This window comes from Brevundimonas sp. FV1ye28 (assembly GCF_058681135.1).
Genome location: NZ_CM178731.1, coordinates 336,810 through 354,110, shown reverse-complemented (window position 1 = coordinate 354,110; position 17,301 = coordinate 336,810). Strand labels below are relative to the sequence as shown.

16 protein-coding genes are annotated in these 17,301 nt (G+C 68.6%); 15 read left to right on the top strand and 1 reads right to left on the bottom strand.

What is annotated here, in order from left to right:
• Nucleotides 1-7 precede the first annotated feature (7 nt).
• The 15 genes from ACW171_RS01770 (at nucleotide 8) to ACW171_RS01700 (ending at nucleotide 16,588) form a co-directional block, all read left to right on the top strand.
• A complete protein-coding gene (locus ACW171_RS01770) occupies nucleotides 8-355 on the top strand; it encodes a c-type cytochrome (RefSeq protein ID WP_492095363.1) in 348 nt (115 codons plus the stop codon).
• Complete coding sequence (coxB, locus tag ACW171_RS01765; RefSeq protein ID WP_492095361.1) at nucleotides 352-1,299, top strand: cytochrome c oxidase subunit II; 948 nt, start codon at nucleotides 352-354, stop codon at nucleotides 1,297-1,299. Before ACW171_RS01770 ends, coxB begins: the two co-directional genes overlap by 4 nt.
• A complete protein-coding gene (locus tag ACW171_RS01760) occupies nucleotides 1,296-3,884 on the top strand; it encodes a cbb3-type cytochrome c oxidase subunit I (RefSeq protein ID WP_492095359.1) in 2,589 nt (862 codons plus the stop codon). The genes coxB and ACW171_RS01760 overlap by 4 nt, the downstream gene beginning before the upstream one ends.
• Nucleotides 3,884-4,168, top strand: a complete 285-nt coding sequence (locus tag ACW171_RS01755; protein WP_492095357.1) for a hypothetical protein — start codon at nucleotides 3,884-3,886, stop codon at nucleotides 4,166-4,168. Before ACW171_RS01760 ends, ACW171_RS01755 begins: the two co-directional genes overlap by 1 nt.
• A 191-nt stretch (nucleotides 4,169-4,359) precedes the next feature.
• Nucleotides 4,360-5,598 carry a class I SAM-dependent methyltransferase gene (locus ACW171_RS01750; protein ID WP_492095355.1) on the top strand — a complete coding sequence of 413 codons (1,239 nt, stop codon included), beginning with the start codon at nucleotides 4,360-4,362 and terminating at the stop codon, nucleotides 5,596-5,598.
• A 38-nt stretch (nucleotides 5,599-5,636) separates the two neighbouring features.
• Entirely contained in the window at nucleotides 5,637-6,986 is a 1,350-nt protein-coding gene (locus ACW171_RS01745; protein ID WP_492095354.1) for an NAD(P)/FAD-dependent oxidoreductase, read from the top strand.
• Nucleotides 6,983-7,798 (top strand): DUF1365 domain-containing protein, encoded by an 816-nt coding sequence (locus ACW171_RS01740; RefSeq protein ID WP_492095352.1) that lies wholly within the window; start codon nucleotides 6,983-6,985, stop codon nucleotides 7,796-7,798. Before ACW171_RS01745 ends, ACW171_RS01740 begins: the two co-directional genes overlap by 4 nt.
• The gene (locus ACW171_RS01735) at nucleotides 7,791-8,303 is read left to right on the top strand and encodes a lipocalin family protein (protein WP_492095350.1); all 513 of its coding nucleotides are present in this window, start codon (nucleotides 7,791-7,793) and stop codon (nucleotides 8,301-8,303) included. The genes ACW171_RS01740 and ACW171_RS01735 overlap by 8 nt, the downstream gene beginning before the upstream one ends.
• Nucleotides 8,304-8,313: 10 nt before the next feature.
• Complete coding sequence (locus ACW171_RS01730; protein ID WP_492095348.1) at nucleotides 8,314-9,336, top strand: SAM-dependent methyltransferase; 1,023 nt, start codon at nucleotides 8,314-8,316, stop codon at nucleotides 9,334-9,336.
• 3 nt (nucleotides 9,337-9,339) lie between these two features.
• Nucleotides 9,340-9,741 (top strand): DUF2177 family protein, encoded by a 402-nt coding sequence (locus ACW171_RS01725; protein WP_492095346.1) that lies wholly within the window; start codon nucleotides 9,340-9,342, stop codon nucleotides 9,739-9,741.
• 150 nt (nucleotides 9,742-9,891) lie between these two features.
• Nucleotides 9,892-11,643 (top strand): class I adenylate-forming enzyme family protein, encoded by a 1,752-nt coding sequence (locus ACW171_RS01720; RefSeq protein WP_492095344.1) that lies wholly within the window; start codon nucleotides 9,892-9,894, stop codon nucleotides 11,641-11,643.
• Nucleotides 11,644-11,701: 58 nt separating this feature from the next.
• The gene (locus ACW171_RS01715) at nucleotides 11,702-13,267 is read left to right on the top strand and encodes an exopolysaccharide biosynthesis polyprenyl glycosylphosphotransferase (protein ID WP_492095342.1); all 1,566 of its coding nucleotides are present in this window, start codon (nucleotides 11,702-11,704) and stop codon (nucleotides 13,265-13,267) included.
• On the top strand, nucleotides 13,267-14,715 hold the full coding sequence (locus ACW171_RS01710) for an oligosaccharide flippase family protein (protein WP_492095340.1): 1,449 nt from the start codon (nucleotides 13,267-13,269) through the stop codon (nucleotides 14,713-14,715). Before ACW171_RS01715 ends, ACW171_RS01710 begins: the two co-directional genes overlap by 1 nt.
• Entirely contained in the window at nucleotides 14,712-15,647 is a 936-nt protein-coding gene (locus ACW171_RS01705) for a glycosyltransferase family 2 protein (protein ID WP_492095338.1), read from the top strand. The genes ACW171_RS01710 and ACW171_RS01705 overlap by 4 nt, the downstream gene beginning before the upstream one ends.
• Nucleotides 15,647-16,588: a glycosyltransferase family 2 protein gene (locus ACW171_RS01700; protein WP_492095336.1), complete on the top strand. Its 942-nt coding sequence runs from the start codon at nucleotides 15,647-15,649 to the stop codon at nucleotides 16,586-16,588. Before ACW171_RS01705 ends, ACW171_RS01700 begins: the two co-directional genes overlap by 1 nt.
• Here the strand turns inward: ACW171_RS01700 and ACW171_RS01695 are convergent.
• A complete protein-coding gene (locus ACW171_RS01695) occupies nucleotides 16,569-17,270 on the bottom strand; it encodes a P-loop NTPase family protein (RefSeq protein WP_492095334.1) in 702 nt (233 codons plus the stop codon). The genes ACW171_RS01700 and ACW171_RS01695 overlap by 20 nt on opposite strands.
• Nucleotides 17,271-17,301: the final 31 nt, after the last annotated feature.

Genomic DNA, 17,301 nt, shown 5'->3' with positions numbered 1-17,301 from the left:
GGCGGCAATGGCCTTTGCCCTGATGTCGCTCTGCGCCTGTGCCGACAAGACCGATGCGCCCCGCGTAATCGCGGGCGCCGATGCTGCGCGCGGTCTGGCGGTCGTCGAGCGCGTCGGCTGCGCAGCCTGTCACCGCATCCCCGGCGTCGCCTGGCCGCAAGGCTCGGTCGGCGGATCGCTGGACCGCTTCGCCGAGCGCTCGCTGATCGCGGGCCGCCTGCCCAATCAACCCGACACCCTGGTCCAGTGGCTGCGCGATGCGCCGTCCCTGTCGCCCGAGACCGGAATGCCGCCCATGCCGATCACCGACGCCGAAGCCCGCGATGTCGCGGCCTACCTCTATACCCTGCGATGACCGCCGGTCGCGGACTTGAGGGCTGGCCCCCGCCGGCCATGAACCCGGCCGGACCGATGTCCGGGCCGCTGAACACCCTCAGCTGGGTGCTGATCGCCATGGTGGTGATCGTGACCCTGGTGGTCCTGGTCTCCTTGTGGCTGGCCCTGTTCGGGCCGCGCCGCTGGCGCAAGGCGCTGGGCGGAGAGAGGATGATCCTGATCGCCGGCTTCGTCTTCCCGGCCGTCGTCCTGACAGGCCTGCTCGTCTACGGCCTGACCACCACGCGCCAGCTCAGCGTCGCGCCTCAACCCGGCGAGATGCGCATCCGCGTCACTGGCGAGATGTGGTGGTGGCGCGTGGCCTATCTCGACGACCAGGGCAATGAGGTGCTGCAGGACGCCAACGAGGTCCACATCCCAGTGGGCCGCCCCGTGGTCTTCGAACTCGACAGCGCCGACGTGATCCACAGCTTCTGGGTGCCCCGCCTGGGCGGCAAGATGGACATGATCCCCGGCCGCCGGAACATCCTGCGCCTTCAGGCCGACGAAGCCGGAGCCTTCGGGGGCCAGTGCGCCGAATACTGCGGCGGGCCCCACGCCCTGATGGGCCTGGTCGTCGTCGCCCATCAACCCGCCGACTTCGACGCCTGGCGCGCCCGCGCGGCCCAGCCCGCCGCCCCCACCGCACTTCCGGCAGGCGCTGGCGTCTTCGACCGCGCCGGCTGCGGCGCCTGCCACACCATCCGGGGCACGACCTTCAACGGCACGGCCGGCCCGGACCTGACGCATGTCGGATCGCGCCGGACCCTCGGCGCCGGCATCCTGCCCAATAATCAGGGGACCATGGCCGGCTGGATCTCCGACAGCCAGGCCATCAAGCCCGGCAACCGCATGCCCGCCTATCCGGTCCTGACGGGCCAGGAACTGCGCGACGTCTCCGCCTATCTCGAAAGCCTGAAATGACCGACCGCGAGACGCCTGATCCGGCGCCGTCCGAGACCGGCTTCGACACCCGTCTTTACGATCGTTTCCCGACGACCGAGCCCCGTCCCGACGGTGAGCTGGAAGAGCTCGAGCGTATCTGGTGCGCGCCAAAGGGCTGGCAGTGGATCACCGCCCTGAACAACAACTACGTCGGCGTCTACTACGTCGGCGCGGCCATGCTGTTCTTCGTCCTGGCCGGGGTCCTGGCGCTCCTGTTGCGCACCCAGCTGGCCCTGCCGCTGAACGGCTTCCTGCCGCAGGAGACCTATAACCAACTCTTCACCATGCACGGGACCATCATGATGTTCCTGTTCGCGGTGCCGGCGGTGGAGGCGCTGGGCGTCCTGCTGCTGCCCCAGATGATCGGCTCTCGCGACCTGCCCTTCCCGCGCCTGAGCGCCTACGCCTTCTGGGCCTATCTGATCGGGGGCCTGGCCTTCTTCTGCTCGATCTTCTTCGGACTGGCGCCCAACGGCGGCTGGTTCATGTACCCGCCCCTGACCAACACCACCTATTCGCCGGGCATCAACGCCGACTTCTGGCTCCTGGGCATCGGCTTCATCGAGATCTCGGCCATCGCTGGGGCCATCGAGATCATCGTCGGCGTGCTCCGCACCCGCGCACCCGGCATGACGCTGGACAAGATGCCGATCTTCGCCTGGGCCATGCTGATCTTCGCGGTGATGATCATCATCGCCTTCCCGTCGGTGATCCTGGCCACCACCCTGATGGAGCTGGAACGAGCCTTCAACTGGCCCTTCTTCGACCCCCTGCGCGGCGGCGATCCGATGCTGTGGCAGCACCTCTTCTGGTTCTTCGGCCACCCGGAGGTCTACATCATCTTCCTGCCGGCGGCGGGCGCCATGTCGACCATGATTCCCGCGATCGCGCGGACGCCCCTGGTCGGCTACCGGCTCGTCGTCCTGGCCATGCTGGCGACGGGCTTCATCAGTTTCGGCGTCTGGGCCCACCACATGTTCGCGACGGGCATGCCGGAGATGTCGATCGGCTTCTTCGCCTCGGCCTCCATGGCCGTCAGCCTGCCGGCCGGCATCCAGGTCTTCGCCTGGATCGCCACCCTGGCGGCGGGAAAGATGCGCTTCAACACGCCCGGCCTGTTCATCCTGGGCTCGCTCGTGATCTTCGTCATGGGCGGTCTGACCGGCGTCATGGTCGCCATGGTCCCGTTCGACTGGCAGGCCCACGACACCTATTTCATCGTCGCCCACCTGCATTACGTCCTGATCGGCGGCATGGTCTTCCCGCTGTTCGCCGCCCTCTACTACTGGATGGGCATGGTCTCCTCCCGCCCCCTCAGCGAGCGGCTCGGCAAGTGGACCTTCTGGCTGATGTTCATCGGCATGCACGTCACCTTCCTGCCCATGCACCTGACCGGACTGATGGGGATGCCGAGGCGCGTCTACACCTACCTGCCGGGCCGTCAGTGGGAGCTGACCAATCTCATCTCGACCATCGGCGCCTTCCTCTTCGCGATCGCGGTGCTCATCTGGATCATCGACATGGTCCGCAACTTCCGCCCCTTCGGCGACAGGACCGCCGGCAACATCTACGACGGTGGCGGCATGGAGTGGCTGCCCAACGCCCTCTATTCGATCCGCAGCATCCCGCGCATCACGTCCCGCTACCCGGTCTGGGATCAGCCCGGTCTGGTCAAGGAAGTCCCCGAGGGTCGCTGGTTCCTGCCCGGAAGCGCAACCGGCGGGCGCGAGACCCTGGTCACCTCCACCCTGAACGCGGAGCCGCAGTATGTGCAGCGCATGCCCACGCCGTCGGGCTGGTACATCTGGGCGGCCGTCTTCACGGCGGGCTTCTTCCTCCTCCTGACCGTCCAGGCCTATGTCCTGTCCTTCATCAGCCTGGGCCTGATGATCTGGACGATGATGCAGTGGGCCTGGTTCATGGACCTGCCGCCCGGCGGCCCCGGTACGCAGCGGCGCGAGCGAGACGCCGACATCGGCGCGGGCGTCACCCTCCCGACCTACCGCAGCGGCCCGTCCAGTACCGGCTGGTGGGCCACGGTCATCACCCTGATCGTCGCCGGCATGGTCCTGGCCATGAGTGGCTTCAGCTACGTCTTTCTCTGGAGCCGCAACCCGTCCGCCTGGGCCCCGCCGCCCGAGATCACGACCCTGGCCGCGCCCGTTCTGCTGAACCTGGTCGCCATCGCCCTGGCCTTCGCCTCCAATCGCGCCCTCGTCTTCGACCGTCCGCGAAGCCCGGTGATCGCTACCTTCCTGATGATCGCCGCCGGCGCCGCCCTCGCCTCGGCCTGGGGCCTGGACCTGACCGGCTGGCTCGCGACCGGCCTTCTGCCCACGACCTCGGGCCAGGGCGCGACCGTCTACAACTTCCTGGCCTGGCAGGGCTTCTTCGTCATCGTGGTCGCGATCATGAACCTCTACATCCTGCTCCGCTGGCTGTTCGGCCGGATCGCATCCAGCCGCCCTGCGACCCTGGAGATCGTCGGCCTGTTCGTCGTCTATGCGGCGGGCCAGAGCCTGGTCGGGCTTCTGCTCACCCGTCTGTTCCCAGGCCTGGCCTGATGCGCGACTGGGGCCTCATCCTGGGTGGGCTGATTGTCTGGACGCTGCACTTCCTGCTGATCTACGGCTTCGCCAGCGTCGCGGATATTTCCGAACCTGAGACCCGACGCCTCTGGTCGATCGCCGGACTTGCAGGATCGGCGCTCGGCCTCGCAGCGCTGGCATGGATCGGATACCGCGCGAAGGACGCCTCCCCCTTGGTGCGCAGGCTCGGGACCGGCGGCAGCATCGTCGCCGCCGTCGCGGTGGTCTGGCAAAGCCTGCCGCTCCTGATCTCGGCTTAGTGGCCGGTGACCTGACGCGCCAAGGGCCGAGACCATCGATCGGGCGAAATACTGCGCCCCGTCCGCCAGCGACGTCTTGCCGCTCTCAGGCTCTGGCCATAGGGGCGATACAGGAGAAACCGCCGCACGTAGTTCGCATCTCTGGACGGCACCAGACCGTAACTCTCGATACCGCCTCCTTGGATAAGCCCATGAGCCAAGCCGAATTCGCTCCGTCCCTTTCCCGCGACGTCTCCGCACGGAACGTCAAAGGCGGCGCTCCGATCCTGGGTCTGATCGCGGCGCTCTGGCGGGTGGGCGGCCTCGTGCTGATCGACCCCGCGGGACGGACACAGCGCATCGGCGACACTTCCACCGCCACGTCCGACAGTCCTGTCTGGCACATGAAGCGCTGGCGGGCCGTGCGACGCCTGATCACGCGTGGCGATATCGGTTTTGCGGAAGGCTATGTCGCCGGCGACTGGGATACGCCCGATCTGACGGCCCTGCTGCTCGCCTTCGCCGACAACTACGACCACCTCGAAAAGATCATCGGCGGCAATCCGCTGGCGCGCGGGCTCGACGCGATCCTGCATGCCCTGACCCCGAACACGCGGCGTGGATCGCGCAAGAACATCGTGGCCCACTACGACCTCGGCAACGACTTCTATGCCGGGTGGCTGGACGGGGGGATGACCTATTCGGCCGCCCTCTTCGAAAGCCCGGACCAGGCGCTGGAAGACGCACAGACCGCCAAGTACGCCGCCCTCGCCGACGCCTGCGACATCCGATCCGGCCAGTCGGTGCTGGAGATCGGATGCGGCTGGGGCGGGTTCGCCGAATATCTGGCCCGCGAGCGCGGCGCCACCGTCACCGCCATCACCCTGTCGCCGTCGCAGAAGGCCTACGCCGAACAACGCATTCGCCGCGCCGGCCTGGCCGACCGCGTCTCGATCGAGTTGATCGACTATCGCGACGTCCCCGGGACTTTCGATCGCATCGTCTCGGTCGAGATGTTCGAGGCGGTGGGCGAGGCCTATTGGCCGACCTTCTTCCAGACCCTGCGCGACCGCCTGACGCCGGAAGGTCGCGCCGCCCTCCAGATCATCACCATCCGGGACGAGCTCCTGCCGGTCTATCGACAGCGGCCCGACTTCATCCAGATGCACGTCTTCCCGGGCGGCATGCTCCCCTCCGAAGAACGGCTGGCCGAGGTGACCTCGGCCTCGGGTCTGTCGTCCAGGGTCGTGCGCCGCTTCGGTCGAGACTATGCCGAGACCCTGCGCCGCTGGCGCCTGGCCTTCGATGCCGGCGGGTCATCGGGGCGCGACGAGCGGTTCCGCCGCCTGTGGCGCTACTATCTCGCCTACTGCGAGGCGGGCTTCATCTCCCAGCGGATCGACGTCGTCCATATGGTCGTCGAGGCGTCCGGCGCCCCGACCCGGCCGTAGTTTCAAGCGCTCAGGATCCCAGCCCCCAGGACGCCCGGATGTTCGATCGACTTCAACAAGACGCCGCCGGCCCGGCCAAACGGATCGCCGTGGTCGGCGCCGGGATCTCCGGCCTCTCCGCGGCCTGGCTTCTGTCACAGCGGCACGAGGTTGTGCTGTTCGAGGCCGAAGACAGGCTGGGCGGTCACTCCTGCACCGTTCAGGCGCCGTCGCCGGACGGCCCGGTCGCCGTCGATACCGGCTTCATCGTCTACAACCCGCCCAACTACCCGAACTTCACGGCCCTTCTCGACCATCTCGGCGTCGCCAGCACCGAAGCCCATATGTCCTTCGCGGTTTCGATGGACGACGGCGGCTTCGAATACTCCAGCCACGGCGTCGCCGGTCTGTTTGCCCAGAAGCGCAATCTCGCCAATCCACGCTTCCTGCGCATGCTGCTCGACGTGACGCGGTTCCACCGGACGGCGGTCGGCGATCTCGACGAACTGGACCGTTCGCTGTGTTCGCTGGGCCAGTATCTCGACGATCGCAATTACGGTCGGGCCTTCCGCGAACTGCATCTCTTGCCCCAAGCGGCGGCGATCTGGTCGTCGACGCCGCGCCAGATGGCCGACTATCCCGCCGCCGCCTTCATCCGCTTCTACCAGAACCACCGCCTGCTCGAAGTCGACATGGCGCCGAACTGGCGCACGGTCGCAGGGGGCAGCACGCGATACGTCCAGGCGCTGGCCGCAGGGTTCAGGGGCCAGACCCACCTCGCCTCGCCGGTCACCCGGATCGAGCGCGACGCTCAGGGCGTCACGGTTCACAGCCGCCGCGGCGCAGAGCGGTTCGACGAGGTCGTCCTTGCCCTCCATTCCGACCAGGCCCTCGCCATCCTGGCCGAACCCAGCGCCGAAGAGCGCCGCCTGCTGACGCCCATGGCCTATGGCCGCAACCGCGTGATCCTGCACCGGGATCGCAGCCTGATGCCGCGTCGGCAAAAGGCCTGGGCCGCCTGGAACTATGTCGGCGGAAATCCCGGCGACACCGCGGGCGCCAGCGTCACCTACTGGATGAACCTGCTCCAGGGCCTGCCCGGCCCGGACCTGTTCGTCACCCTGAACCCCGACCGCGAGCCGGACCCTGCCGTGGTCCTGGCGGACCGCGAGTTCGACCATCCCATCTTCAACGCCACCGCCCTGACGGCTCAGCGTGATCTCGGTTCCTTGCAGGGCCGGAAGAACACCTGGTTCTGCGGCGCCTGGTTCGGCTCGGGCTTCCATGAGGACGGGCTTCAGGCCGGTCTGGCCGTCGCCGAGGCCATCGGCGGCGTGCGCCGTCCCTGGACCGTCGAGAACGAAAGCGCCCGCATCCCCCTGCCCCGGCCCACGGTCGCCGTCGCATGACCCAGGCGGCGGTCCGGTCCGGCGTCTATTCCGGCACGGTGTTCCACCGTCGCGTCCGGCCGCGCGCCCATGCGCTGCGTTATCGCCTCTTCATGCTGCTGATCGATCTGGACGAGTGGGACGCCCTGACCGGTCGTCTGCGCTGGCTCGGCTCGGGCCGGTTCGGCCTGATGACCCTGCGCCAACAGGATCACGGCGACGACTCCGTCACGCCGCTGAAAGCCCAGATCGAACGCCGCCTGATCGACGCCGACATGCCGACAGGCGGTCGCATCCAGCTCCTCACCCTGCCGCGCATCCTCGGCTACGGCTTCAACCCGTTGAGCGTCTATTTCTGCCACGACGCGTCGGACCGGCTGACGGCGATCCTGTACGAGGTCTCCAACACCTTCGGCGGCCGCCATTCCTACCTAATGCCGGTCGGCGTCGCGTCAGGCCCGGTGCGCCAGGCGGTGGACAAGGCCTTCCACGTCTCGCCCTTCATGGACATGGACCTGACCTATCGCTTCGAGGTCGATCCGCCCGCTGCGGTCCAGGGCGATACCGCGCGCGTCTCGATCACCGTCGACGACGCCGAAGGCCCGCTTCTGTTCACAGGCTTCTCCGGCCTCCGCGCCGAAATGACGGACGCCAACCTGCGCCGCGCCTGGCTGTCTCATCCGCTGCTGACCCTGAAGGTCATCGCCGGCATCCATTGGGAGGCGGTGCGTCTGCTGCTCAAGGGCCTGCGTCTGCGCGGCGGCGTCACGCCCGCCCATCCCGTCACGGTCGGGGGACCGTCCGAACCCTCAACCGGAGCCCGACATGCCTAGAGCCGCCATCCTCGCGACCGCCCTTCTGCTGCTGATCGCCACCGCCGCCTCTGCCGATGCGCCCGAGCCGCGCCGCACCATCGATCTCGACCGCTTCATGGGCCGCTGGCACGAGATCCTGCGAAGCCCGAACGACCATCAGCGGGACTGCTTCGCCGCCAGCCAGGTCTGGAGCCGCCGCGCGTCCAACGACTTCTCCATCGTCCAGTCGTGCCATCGCGGCTCGCGCGACGGCCGGGTGACCACCTTCAACACCCGCGCCCGCGTCACCGACACCACCACCAACGCCAAGTTCGAGGCCAGCTTCTTCGCCGGCCTGATCCGTCAGCGCTACTGGGTCATCGATGTCGCCCCCGACTACAGCTGGATGATCGCCACCACCGCCGATGGCCGGTTCCCGGCCCTGCTGTCGCGCAGCCCGACCATGAGCGCCGCCCAACAGACCCAGCTTCGCGGCCGCATGGCCGAACTGGGCCTGCCCACTCGCCAACTGATCCAGCGCTGAGACCCACGCCATGAAACTGATCGCCGAACGCGTGAACCGTCTGCAGGACGCGCCTTTCCCGGATTTCATCACGCGACCCGCCATCGCGCTCCTGGTCGCCAACGCGCGCAAGACCTACGCTTCCGCGCCAGAAGACGACGCCCGCTTCGCCGTCGAAATGGCCGCCCGACCGGTCGCGGAACATACGGACGCGGCGAATGAGCAGCACTACGAACTGCCCGCCCGCTTCTTCCAGCTCTGCCTCGGCCCGCACCGCAAATACTCCAGCTGTTTCTACGAGACCCCGACCGCGACTCTGGGCGAGGCCGAGGCCTCCGCGCTTCGGATGACCTGCGAACACGCGGACCTTCAGGACGGCCAGGCCATCCTCGAGCTCGGCTGCGGCTGGGGGTCCCTGTCCCTCTGGATGGCCGAGCACTACCCGGCCTCGACCATCACGGCCGTCTCCAACTCCCGCAGCCAGAAGGCCTTCATCGATGCGGAGGCGGCGGCGCGGGGCCTGACCAATCTGACAATCGTGACCGCCGACATGAACGTCTTCACCATCGACCGGACCTTCGATCGGATCGTCTCGGTCGAGATGTTCGAGCACATGGCCAACTGGCGCGCCCTGCTCACCCGCGCCCGGACCTGGCTGAAGCCCGACGGCCGCCTGTTCCTGCACGTCTTCAGCCACGTCGACGCGCCCTATCGTTTCGAGGTTTCGGACGACAGCGACTTTATCGCCCAGCATTTCTTCACCGGCGGCGTCATGCCCAGCCACAATCTGATCCGCCAGTACGCCGATCTCTTCGAGGTCGAACACGACTGGCGCTGGAGCGGAACCCACTATCAGCGTACGGCCGACGACTGGCTGGTGAACTTCGACGCCAACGTCGATGAGATTCGCGGGCTGATGACGGAGGTCTACGGCGCCGATCACGCCCTGTGGATGCGTCGCTGGCGCCGGTTCTTCATGGCCACGGCCGGCCTGTTCGGCGACAGTAACGGAACCGTCTGGGGCGTCAGCCACTACCGGCTAAAGGGAGCCTGACCGATGCGCTATCTCGCCGCCTTCGTTTCGTCCGCCGTGGTCATGGCGGTTCTGGACACCATCTGGCTGACCCTCATGGCCGATCGCCTTTATCGCCCCGTTCTGGGGGACTGGATGAACCGCCAGGTCAACTGGCCGCCGGCCATCGCCTTCTATGTCCTGTTCCTGTTCGGCGTGACCTTCCTGGCCACGGTCCCGGCGCTGCAGCAGAACTCGTGGCGGATCGCGGCGATCAACGGCGCCGTCTTCGGCTTGGTCGCCTACGCCACCTACGACCTGACCAATCACGCCACGCTCACACGCTGGTCCACAACCATCACCCTCAGCGACATGGCTTGGGGAACCTTCCTGGCCTCGACCGCCGCTGTTGCGGGCTATTTCGGCTCGCGGGCCCTGTTCCGCTAGGCGGATGGCCGCTTTCACCTGACCCTGGCCGGTCCCCCCGCCTCGGCCAAGGGGGAGCCTCATGCGGCGTCTCTTCCCGCTGACGCAGGCGTCGCCAGCGCCTACAACGGCTGCATAACCGCGACGAACGCGGATGCAGGAAGAGCCCCGATGACCGACAGCCTATCGCCCGTCCCCCAATGGCCGGCCATGAGCCTGGCCCAGGCTACGGCCTTGCTGACCGCGTCCGGCTCGCTTCTCGAAATCGTCGACGCCCAGATCGACGGCAGGCCGCACAAGGTCTGGAAGAACGCCCCGCCGACCCTGATGCACAGCTTCCTCGCCGGCCGCGCCCATGGCGACAAGACCTTCCTCGTCTATGACGACGAGCGCGTTTCGTTCGAGGCCTTCGCCCGCGCCACACTGGCCCTCGCCGCCGATCTTCAGGCGCGGGGCGTCAACCCCGGCGACCGCGTCGCCGTCGCCATGCGCAACCTGCCGGAATGGCCGGTCGCCTTCTTCGCAGGCGCCCTTGTCGGCGCCGTCGTCACCCCGCTGAACGCCTGGTGGAGCGGCGCTGAGCTCGCCTACGGCCTCAAGGACTCCGGCAGCGTCGTCGCCATCCTCGACATCGAGCGGCTCGAACGGATCGGCACAGCCCTGCACGACCTGCCGGACCTGCGCCACGTCCTCGTCTCGCGCGGCGCGCCCTCCGCCGCCGACCCGCGCGTCACCCGCCTCGAAGACATCATCGGCGAAAGCGCCGCCTGGGCCGGCCTGCCGCCCGGCGACATGCCCGCCGTTCCCCTCGCCGCCGAAGACGCCGCGACCATCTTCTACACCTCCGGCACCACGGGCTCGCCGAAGGGCGCTTTGGGCACGCACCGCAACGCGGGTTGCAGCGTCATGGCCGGCGTCTTCTCCCTCTGCCGCACGGCCCTCCGACGCGGCGAGGCCCCGCCCACGCTCGACCCGACCGCGCCCCAGAAATCGGGCCTCGTCTCCATCCCCTTCTTCCACACGACCGGCTGCAACGCCGTCCTGATCCCTGCCCTGATCACCGGCCAGAAGCTGGTCTGCCAGCGCCGCTTCGATGCCGAAGAGGCCCTCGCCCTGATCCAGCGCGAGCGGATTAACAACATCGGCGGCGTCCCGACCGTCGCCATCCAGTTGCTCCAGCATCCCAACCGCGACGCCTACGACCTGTCGTCCCTGGAGACCGTGGCCTACGGCGGGGCCGCCGCCCCGACCGATCTGGTCCGCCAGATCGAACAGGCCACACCCGCCAAGGCCGGCTCCGGCTGGGGCATGACCGAGACCTCGGCCACCCACACCCACCACCTGGGCGAAGACTATCTGAACCGCCCGGACAGCTGCGGCCCGGCCATCCCGGTCGGGCGGCTCAAGATCGTCGATGCCGAGGGCCGCGAATTGGCGACCGGCGAGGTCGGCGAACTCCTCGCCTACGGCCCCAACGTCGTCCGCGAATACTGGAACAAGCCCGAGGCGACGGCCGAGACCTTCGTCGACGGCTGGGTTCACACCGGCGACCTGGCCCGGCTCGACGAGGAAGGTTTCTGCTTCATCGTCGACCGCGCCAAGGACATCATCATCCGGGGCGGCGAGAACATCTACTGCCAGGAAATCGAGGCCGTCCTGTTCGAACACCCGGCCGTGGCCGAGGCCGCCCTGGTCGCCCGACCCGACCCGGTGATGGGCGAGGTCCCGGTCGCCTTCATCTCTCTGGCTCCGGGCGAGACGGTGGATGCCGCGACCCTGCATGATCTCGTCGCCTCCCGCTTCGCCGCCTTCAAGGTCCCGACCGAGATCATCATCCAGGCCGATCCCCTGCCCCGCAACGCGGCCGGTAAGGTGGTCAAGCCTGAGCTGAAGGCGTGGCTGGCCGCACGCGCAGCCGGGTGATCCCGCAAACCGCCGGGCGTTAACGCCACATCCACGGCGCCTGTGCACGATGACGCCCATGACGAGCGCCATCGATATCGGCCGTGCGACGGCGCCTTCCGACGCGGACGCTGCCGCGCGGCTGGACGCGCCGGGGCTTCAGGCTCTGGCCGCGCGCTCCGTGGCCAAGACCGACGGCGCGGCGCGGCGCGGTCCCTTCCGCCCCGAGGTCTGGCTGAACGCGCGACAGCGTCACGCGTCGCGGTTGGCCGTCCACTGGTTCCGCAGCGCCGACGTCGCCGTCGTCGCCGCCATCACGCTCGCTCTCGTCTGGGCCATGACGCCCGGCGGCCTGCTCGCCGCACCCCTCTCAGCCGCTCTGCCGCTGACCGTCGGCGCCGTCCTGCTTCTCGGCCTGATGCGATCGCTGGGCCTCTATCGCTTCTCGCGCGGGCAGAAGACGTCGCTGCATCTCGCAGCCGTCACGGGCCTGGCCCTGATCGGCGGTGCCTGCGCCGTCATCCTTGACGCTATCCTGGCCGGCGGTGCGGCCCTGTCCGTCTATATCATCTGGACCGCACTCGTGACGGTCGCCCTGTATGTCCTGCACATGGGCTGGAGCGACCTCGTCGCCGGCTGGCGCGGCAAGGGTGCCCTGACGCCCAACATCGTCCTGGTCGGCGCGACCCGCCATGCCGAGACCCTGATCAAGGACGCGCTTCAGCGTCGCGACATCAATGTCCTGGGCGTGTTCGACGACCGTCTGGCCCGAAATCCAGACAGCGTGGCCGGCGTGCCTGTGCTGGGCGACGCCGAGGCCCTGATGACGCACCGGATGACGCCCTATGTCGACAGGATCGTCCTCGCCATCGACCCCAAGGCCGAAAAGCGCGTCCGCGAACTGACCGCCCGCCTCTCCACCCTGCCCAACGAAGTCACCCTGCTGGTCGACCCGGTCGATGAGCGTGAGCGCAGCGCCGCTCTCGACCGTCTGGCCAGCGCGCCGCTCGCCTCGCTCGACGGCCGCATCGACGACGACCGCCGCGCCTTCAACAAGCGCATCCAGGACCTGATCATCGGTACAGTCGCCCTGATCCTGCTGGCGCCGATCATGGCCCTGACCGCGCTCGCCATCCGCCTCGACAGCCCCGGCCCGATCTTCTTCCGCCAGCGTCGCCACGGCTTCAATCACGAGGAGATCGTGGTCTGGAAGTTCCGCTCGATGCGCCAGGAGGCGGCCGACGCCACCGCCAGCCGTCAGGTCACCACCGACGACGACCGCGTCACCCGCGTCGGCAGGATCATCCGCTCGACCAGCCTCGACGAACTGCCACAGATCTTCAACGTCCTGAAGGGCGAGATGTCTCTGGTCGGCCCCCGCCCCCACGCCATCGGCATGAAGACGGGCGCGGTCGAGAGCGCCCGCCTCGTCGCCGAATACGCCCACCGCCACCGCATGAAGCCCGGCATGACCGGCTGGGCCGCCATCAAGGGCTCGCGCGGCCCCCTGCACTCGGCCCAGGACGTCCGCCGCCGGGTCCAGCTCGACATCGAATATATCGAGCGTCAGTCGCTCTGGCTCGACCTCTGGATCATGGTCGTCACCGTCCCCGTCCTGCTGGGCGACCGAGCCGCGATCCGCTGATGTTCTGGCGCGGCGTCTGGGGCTATCTGCCCGCCAACATCGTCCAGGGCCTTGTCGGCTTCGGCGCGATCGTCGTCTTCACCCGTCTGTTGTCGGCCGAGGATTTCGGCCGCTACGCCATCGCCTTCTCGATCATGACCCTGGTCCATGTTGTGACCTTCAGCTGGTTTGAAGCCGCCATGGCGCGCTTCTGGGCCGCTGAACAGGGCCAGTCGCTGTCCGACCACTTCCAGACCCTCTATCGCGGCGCGGCCCTGGTCACCCTGGCCGTCCTCCCGATCGCCGGCCTGGCCCTCTGGCTCGCTCCCATCGGGGACGGGTTGAAGATCGCCATCGCCGCCGGTCTGGCCGGCATGCCGATCCGCTGCTTCGCCAAGCTGGCCCAGGAGCGTTACCGAGCGGCCGGAGAGGTCTCAAAATCGGCGGGCATGGACATCGCCGTCACCCTCGGCGGATTCGCTATCGGGGCCTTCTGCGCCGTCAGCGGTATGGGTGCCGCCTCGCCCCTGATCGGCCTGGCCATCGGTCCCCTGCTGGTCCTGCCATTCATCCTGCCGGGCGAGCTGAAACAGGCCAGGGGCGGCGTTCATTACCGCACCCGCACGGCGAGCTACGCCCGCTACGGCTACCCCATTGCGGCGGGCCTCGGCCTGTCCCTCATCATGGCCTCGACCGACCGGTTCCTGCTCGAAATCTATATGGGTTCGGCCGCCGTCGGCGCCTATCACGCGGGCTACAGCCTCGCGAACCGCACCCTCGACGTCCTGTTCATCTGGCTGGGCGCGGCCGGCACCCCCGCCCTGATCATGGCCTGGGAGCGGGGCAGCAAGGACGCCTTCATGAAGGCCGCGCGCGAACAGGCCTCGACCTTCATCCTGATCGGCCTGCCCGCCGCCGTCGGCGTGGCCCTGGTCGCGCGACCACTGGCGGACTTCATGATCGGCGAGGACCTGCGTGCCGTCGCCGCCTCCGTCACCCCCTGGATCGCCCTCTCCGCCTTCCTGTCGGGCTGCACCGCCTATTATCTCAGCCAGTCCTTCGTCCTGGGCCGACGCACCGACCGCCTGTTGCTGACCCTGTGCATCCCGGCCGGGGCCAACGTGGTCCTCAACCTGATCCTCGTCCCGATGATGGGCGTCCACGGCGCCGCCATCGCCACCGCGACCAGCTTCGCCATCGGTGTCCTCGCCTCCATCTTCATGGGCCGCGGCATCGTGAAGATGCCCATCCCCTGGGACACCCTGGTCCGCTGCGCTGTCGCCTCCGCAGCCATGGCCGCCGCCGTCCTGCCGCTTCCCGCCATCGGCGGCGTGGCCGAGCTGATCCTCAAGGCCGGGGTCGGCGCGATCGTCTACGCCGTCGTCGTCATGGTCCTGAACGCCGCCGGGGTCCGCGACCTCGCTACACGCCTGATCGGCGCCCGCCTGAACCGGAGCGCCACCGCATGAGCCGTCCCGTCATCACCGACAACGCCGCGCGTCGCCGAGCCAAGCCCGCCGTCTCGGTCTTGATCCCGTTCCTGCGCGACGATCCGTCCGAACTGCTCCAGTTGCTCGACGAAGAGGCCGCCTCCGTCTCCGGCGCGGTCGAGATCATCGTCATGGACGACGGCACCGACGACCCCGAACTGACCGCTCGCCTGCAGACTCGCATCAGGGCGATGGCCCTCCCCGCCCGCCTGATTACGCTCAAAAAGAACGAAGGTCGCTCCAAGGGCCGCAACCGCCTCGCCGACGCCGCCCGCGGAGGCTCCCTTCTGTTCCTCGACAGCGACATGCGCCCCGACCACCGCCGCTTCCTCTGGACCTGGGCAGACCTCGTCGCGTGCGAGGACCCGGCCGTCGCCTTCGGCGGCTTCTCCCTGTTACAGGCCCCGACCGACGCCCGCTTCCAGGTCCACCGCTCAATGGCAGCCAAGAGCGACTGCGTCCCCTATCAGGAGCGCGCCAAGACGCCCGAGAAATACGTCTTCACCTCCAACCTGCTGGTCCGCCGCGACGTCTTCGAGGCCGAAACCTTCGACGCCGAATTCTCCGGCTGGGGCTGGGAGGACGTCGAATGGGCCATGCGCGTCTCGCGCCGCTTCACCGTCGTCCACGTCGACAACCCCTCCACCCACATGGGCCTGGACACCGTCGAGGCGCTCGCCGGCAAGTACGAACAGTCCGCCGGCAACTTCGCCCGCGTCGTCGCCCGCCACCCCGACATTGTCGGAACCTACCCCAGCTACAAGGCCGCCCGCCTGCTGAAGAAGGTTCCCGCCATCGGCGCCATCCGCCCCTGGATCAAGCGCGCCGCCACCACGACCTGGATGCCGACCAAGGCCCGCGCCTTCTCGCTCCGCCTCTACCGCGCCGCCCTCTACGCCGGAGCCGTGTGATGCAGACCGTGTCGGTCATCGTGCCGACCATGCGCCGCCCCGCGAGCCTCGAGCGCGCGCTCCGCTCCCTGTTCGTCCAGACAGCTCCCATGGCCTCCATTGTCGTCGTCGACAACGATCCGGCCGCCACGGCGCACGACACCGTCACCCGTCTGACGCCTGACGCGCCCTGCCCCCTGATCTACCGCCACGAACCTCGCCCCGGCGTCGCCACGGCCCGCAACGCCGGTCTGGCCGAGACCGACGCCCCCCTGATCGCCTTCCTCGACGACGACGAAGCCGCCTCTCCGCAGTGGCTGTCGGCCCTCCTCGCCGCCCTCGACCAGACGAAAGCCGACGTTGTCTTCGGCCCTATCGCCGGTCGCGTGCCCGCCGACACCGGCTGGGCCACGCCCTATCTCGAAGCCTTCTTCGGCCGCGCCGGTCCCACGACCACGCAAGCGATCGACAAGCCCTGGGGCTGCGGCAACTCCCTGATGATCCGCGCCACGGCCCTGCCCGGCGCCGGACCCTTCGACGCCTCGGCGGACCAGTCCGGCGGCGAGGACGACGCCCTGTTCGCCGCCCTCCAAGCCCGAGGCGGGACCTTCGGCTGGGCCGCCGACGCCTGGGTCGAGGAGTTCGCCCCGCCCCACCGCGCCACCATGCGCTACGCCCTGTCACGCGCCTTCGCCTACGGCCAGGGCCCCAGCCAGACCGCCGCCAAGGCCCGCGACTGGCCCGGCGTCGCCAAATGGATGATCGTCGGCGCGGTCCAGGCCTTCGTCTGGGGCCTCGCCGCCATCGCCGTGACCCTCATCGTCCACCCGTCGCGCGCCCGCATGATGGACAAGGCCGCGCGCGGTCTCGGAAAGATCTTCTGGATGAAGGGGTTCGAACCGCACTTCTACGGCGCGCGCGAACTCGCCCGCCTGAACCGGATCAGCCCGTCAGCCGCCTGAGGAAGGCCGGCGGAGAATAGGTCGAGCGGTTCACCACCACCCCGGCGATCCGCCCGCCGACCGATTCGATCTCGTCACGCAGAATGACCGGCTCGTTCGCCGCCGTGCTCTCCGCCGCCACGATCAGCACCGTCGCATCGACGTAAGGAGCGAGCGTGATGCACAGGTCGCTGCGGTCCGCCGCCGGGGCGTCGATCACCACCGTGTCGGCATGCTTGCGCATGGAATCCCAATACCGCGGATCCGACAGCGGCTCGGCCCTCTGCCCCGACCGCAGCACCTCGGCCCGGAACCGCGTGATCCACAGTCGCCCGCCGAGGCAGGGCCGCGCCGTCATCAGCCGCGCCGGCGCGATCGGCTTTTGATCCCGTCCCATGACCGGCGGCGTCACCGCAAAGAAGCTCGCCCCATCCGGCGAAGACGACGCCGCCGCGCCCAGCCGTCCGAAACGCTCGGGTTCTGCGGCCACCGCCTCCTGCTGTCCCGGCTGGGCCAGGTCCGCGTCGATCAGCCAGACAGGTTTTCTCGCCCGCACCGCCGCCAGCCGCGCGAACTCGCGCGCGACGGTGGACGCCCCCTCGCCGGAGTTGGCGCAGGCGAACTGGATGACCCGTCCGCGATGCGCGGGGGCCGGTCCCAGCGCGGCCCACAGGCCCGCCATTTCCGATGTCAGATCGACCATGCGAATCGTTACGCGCTCACCAATGCCGCGA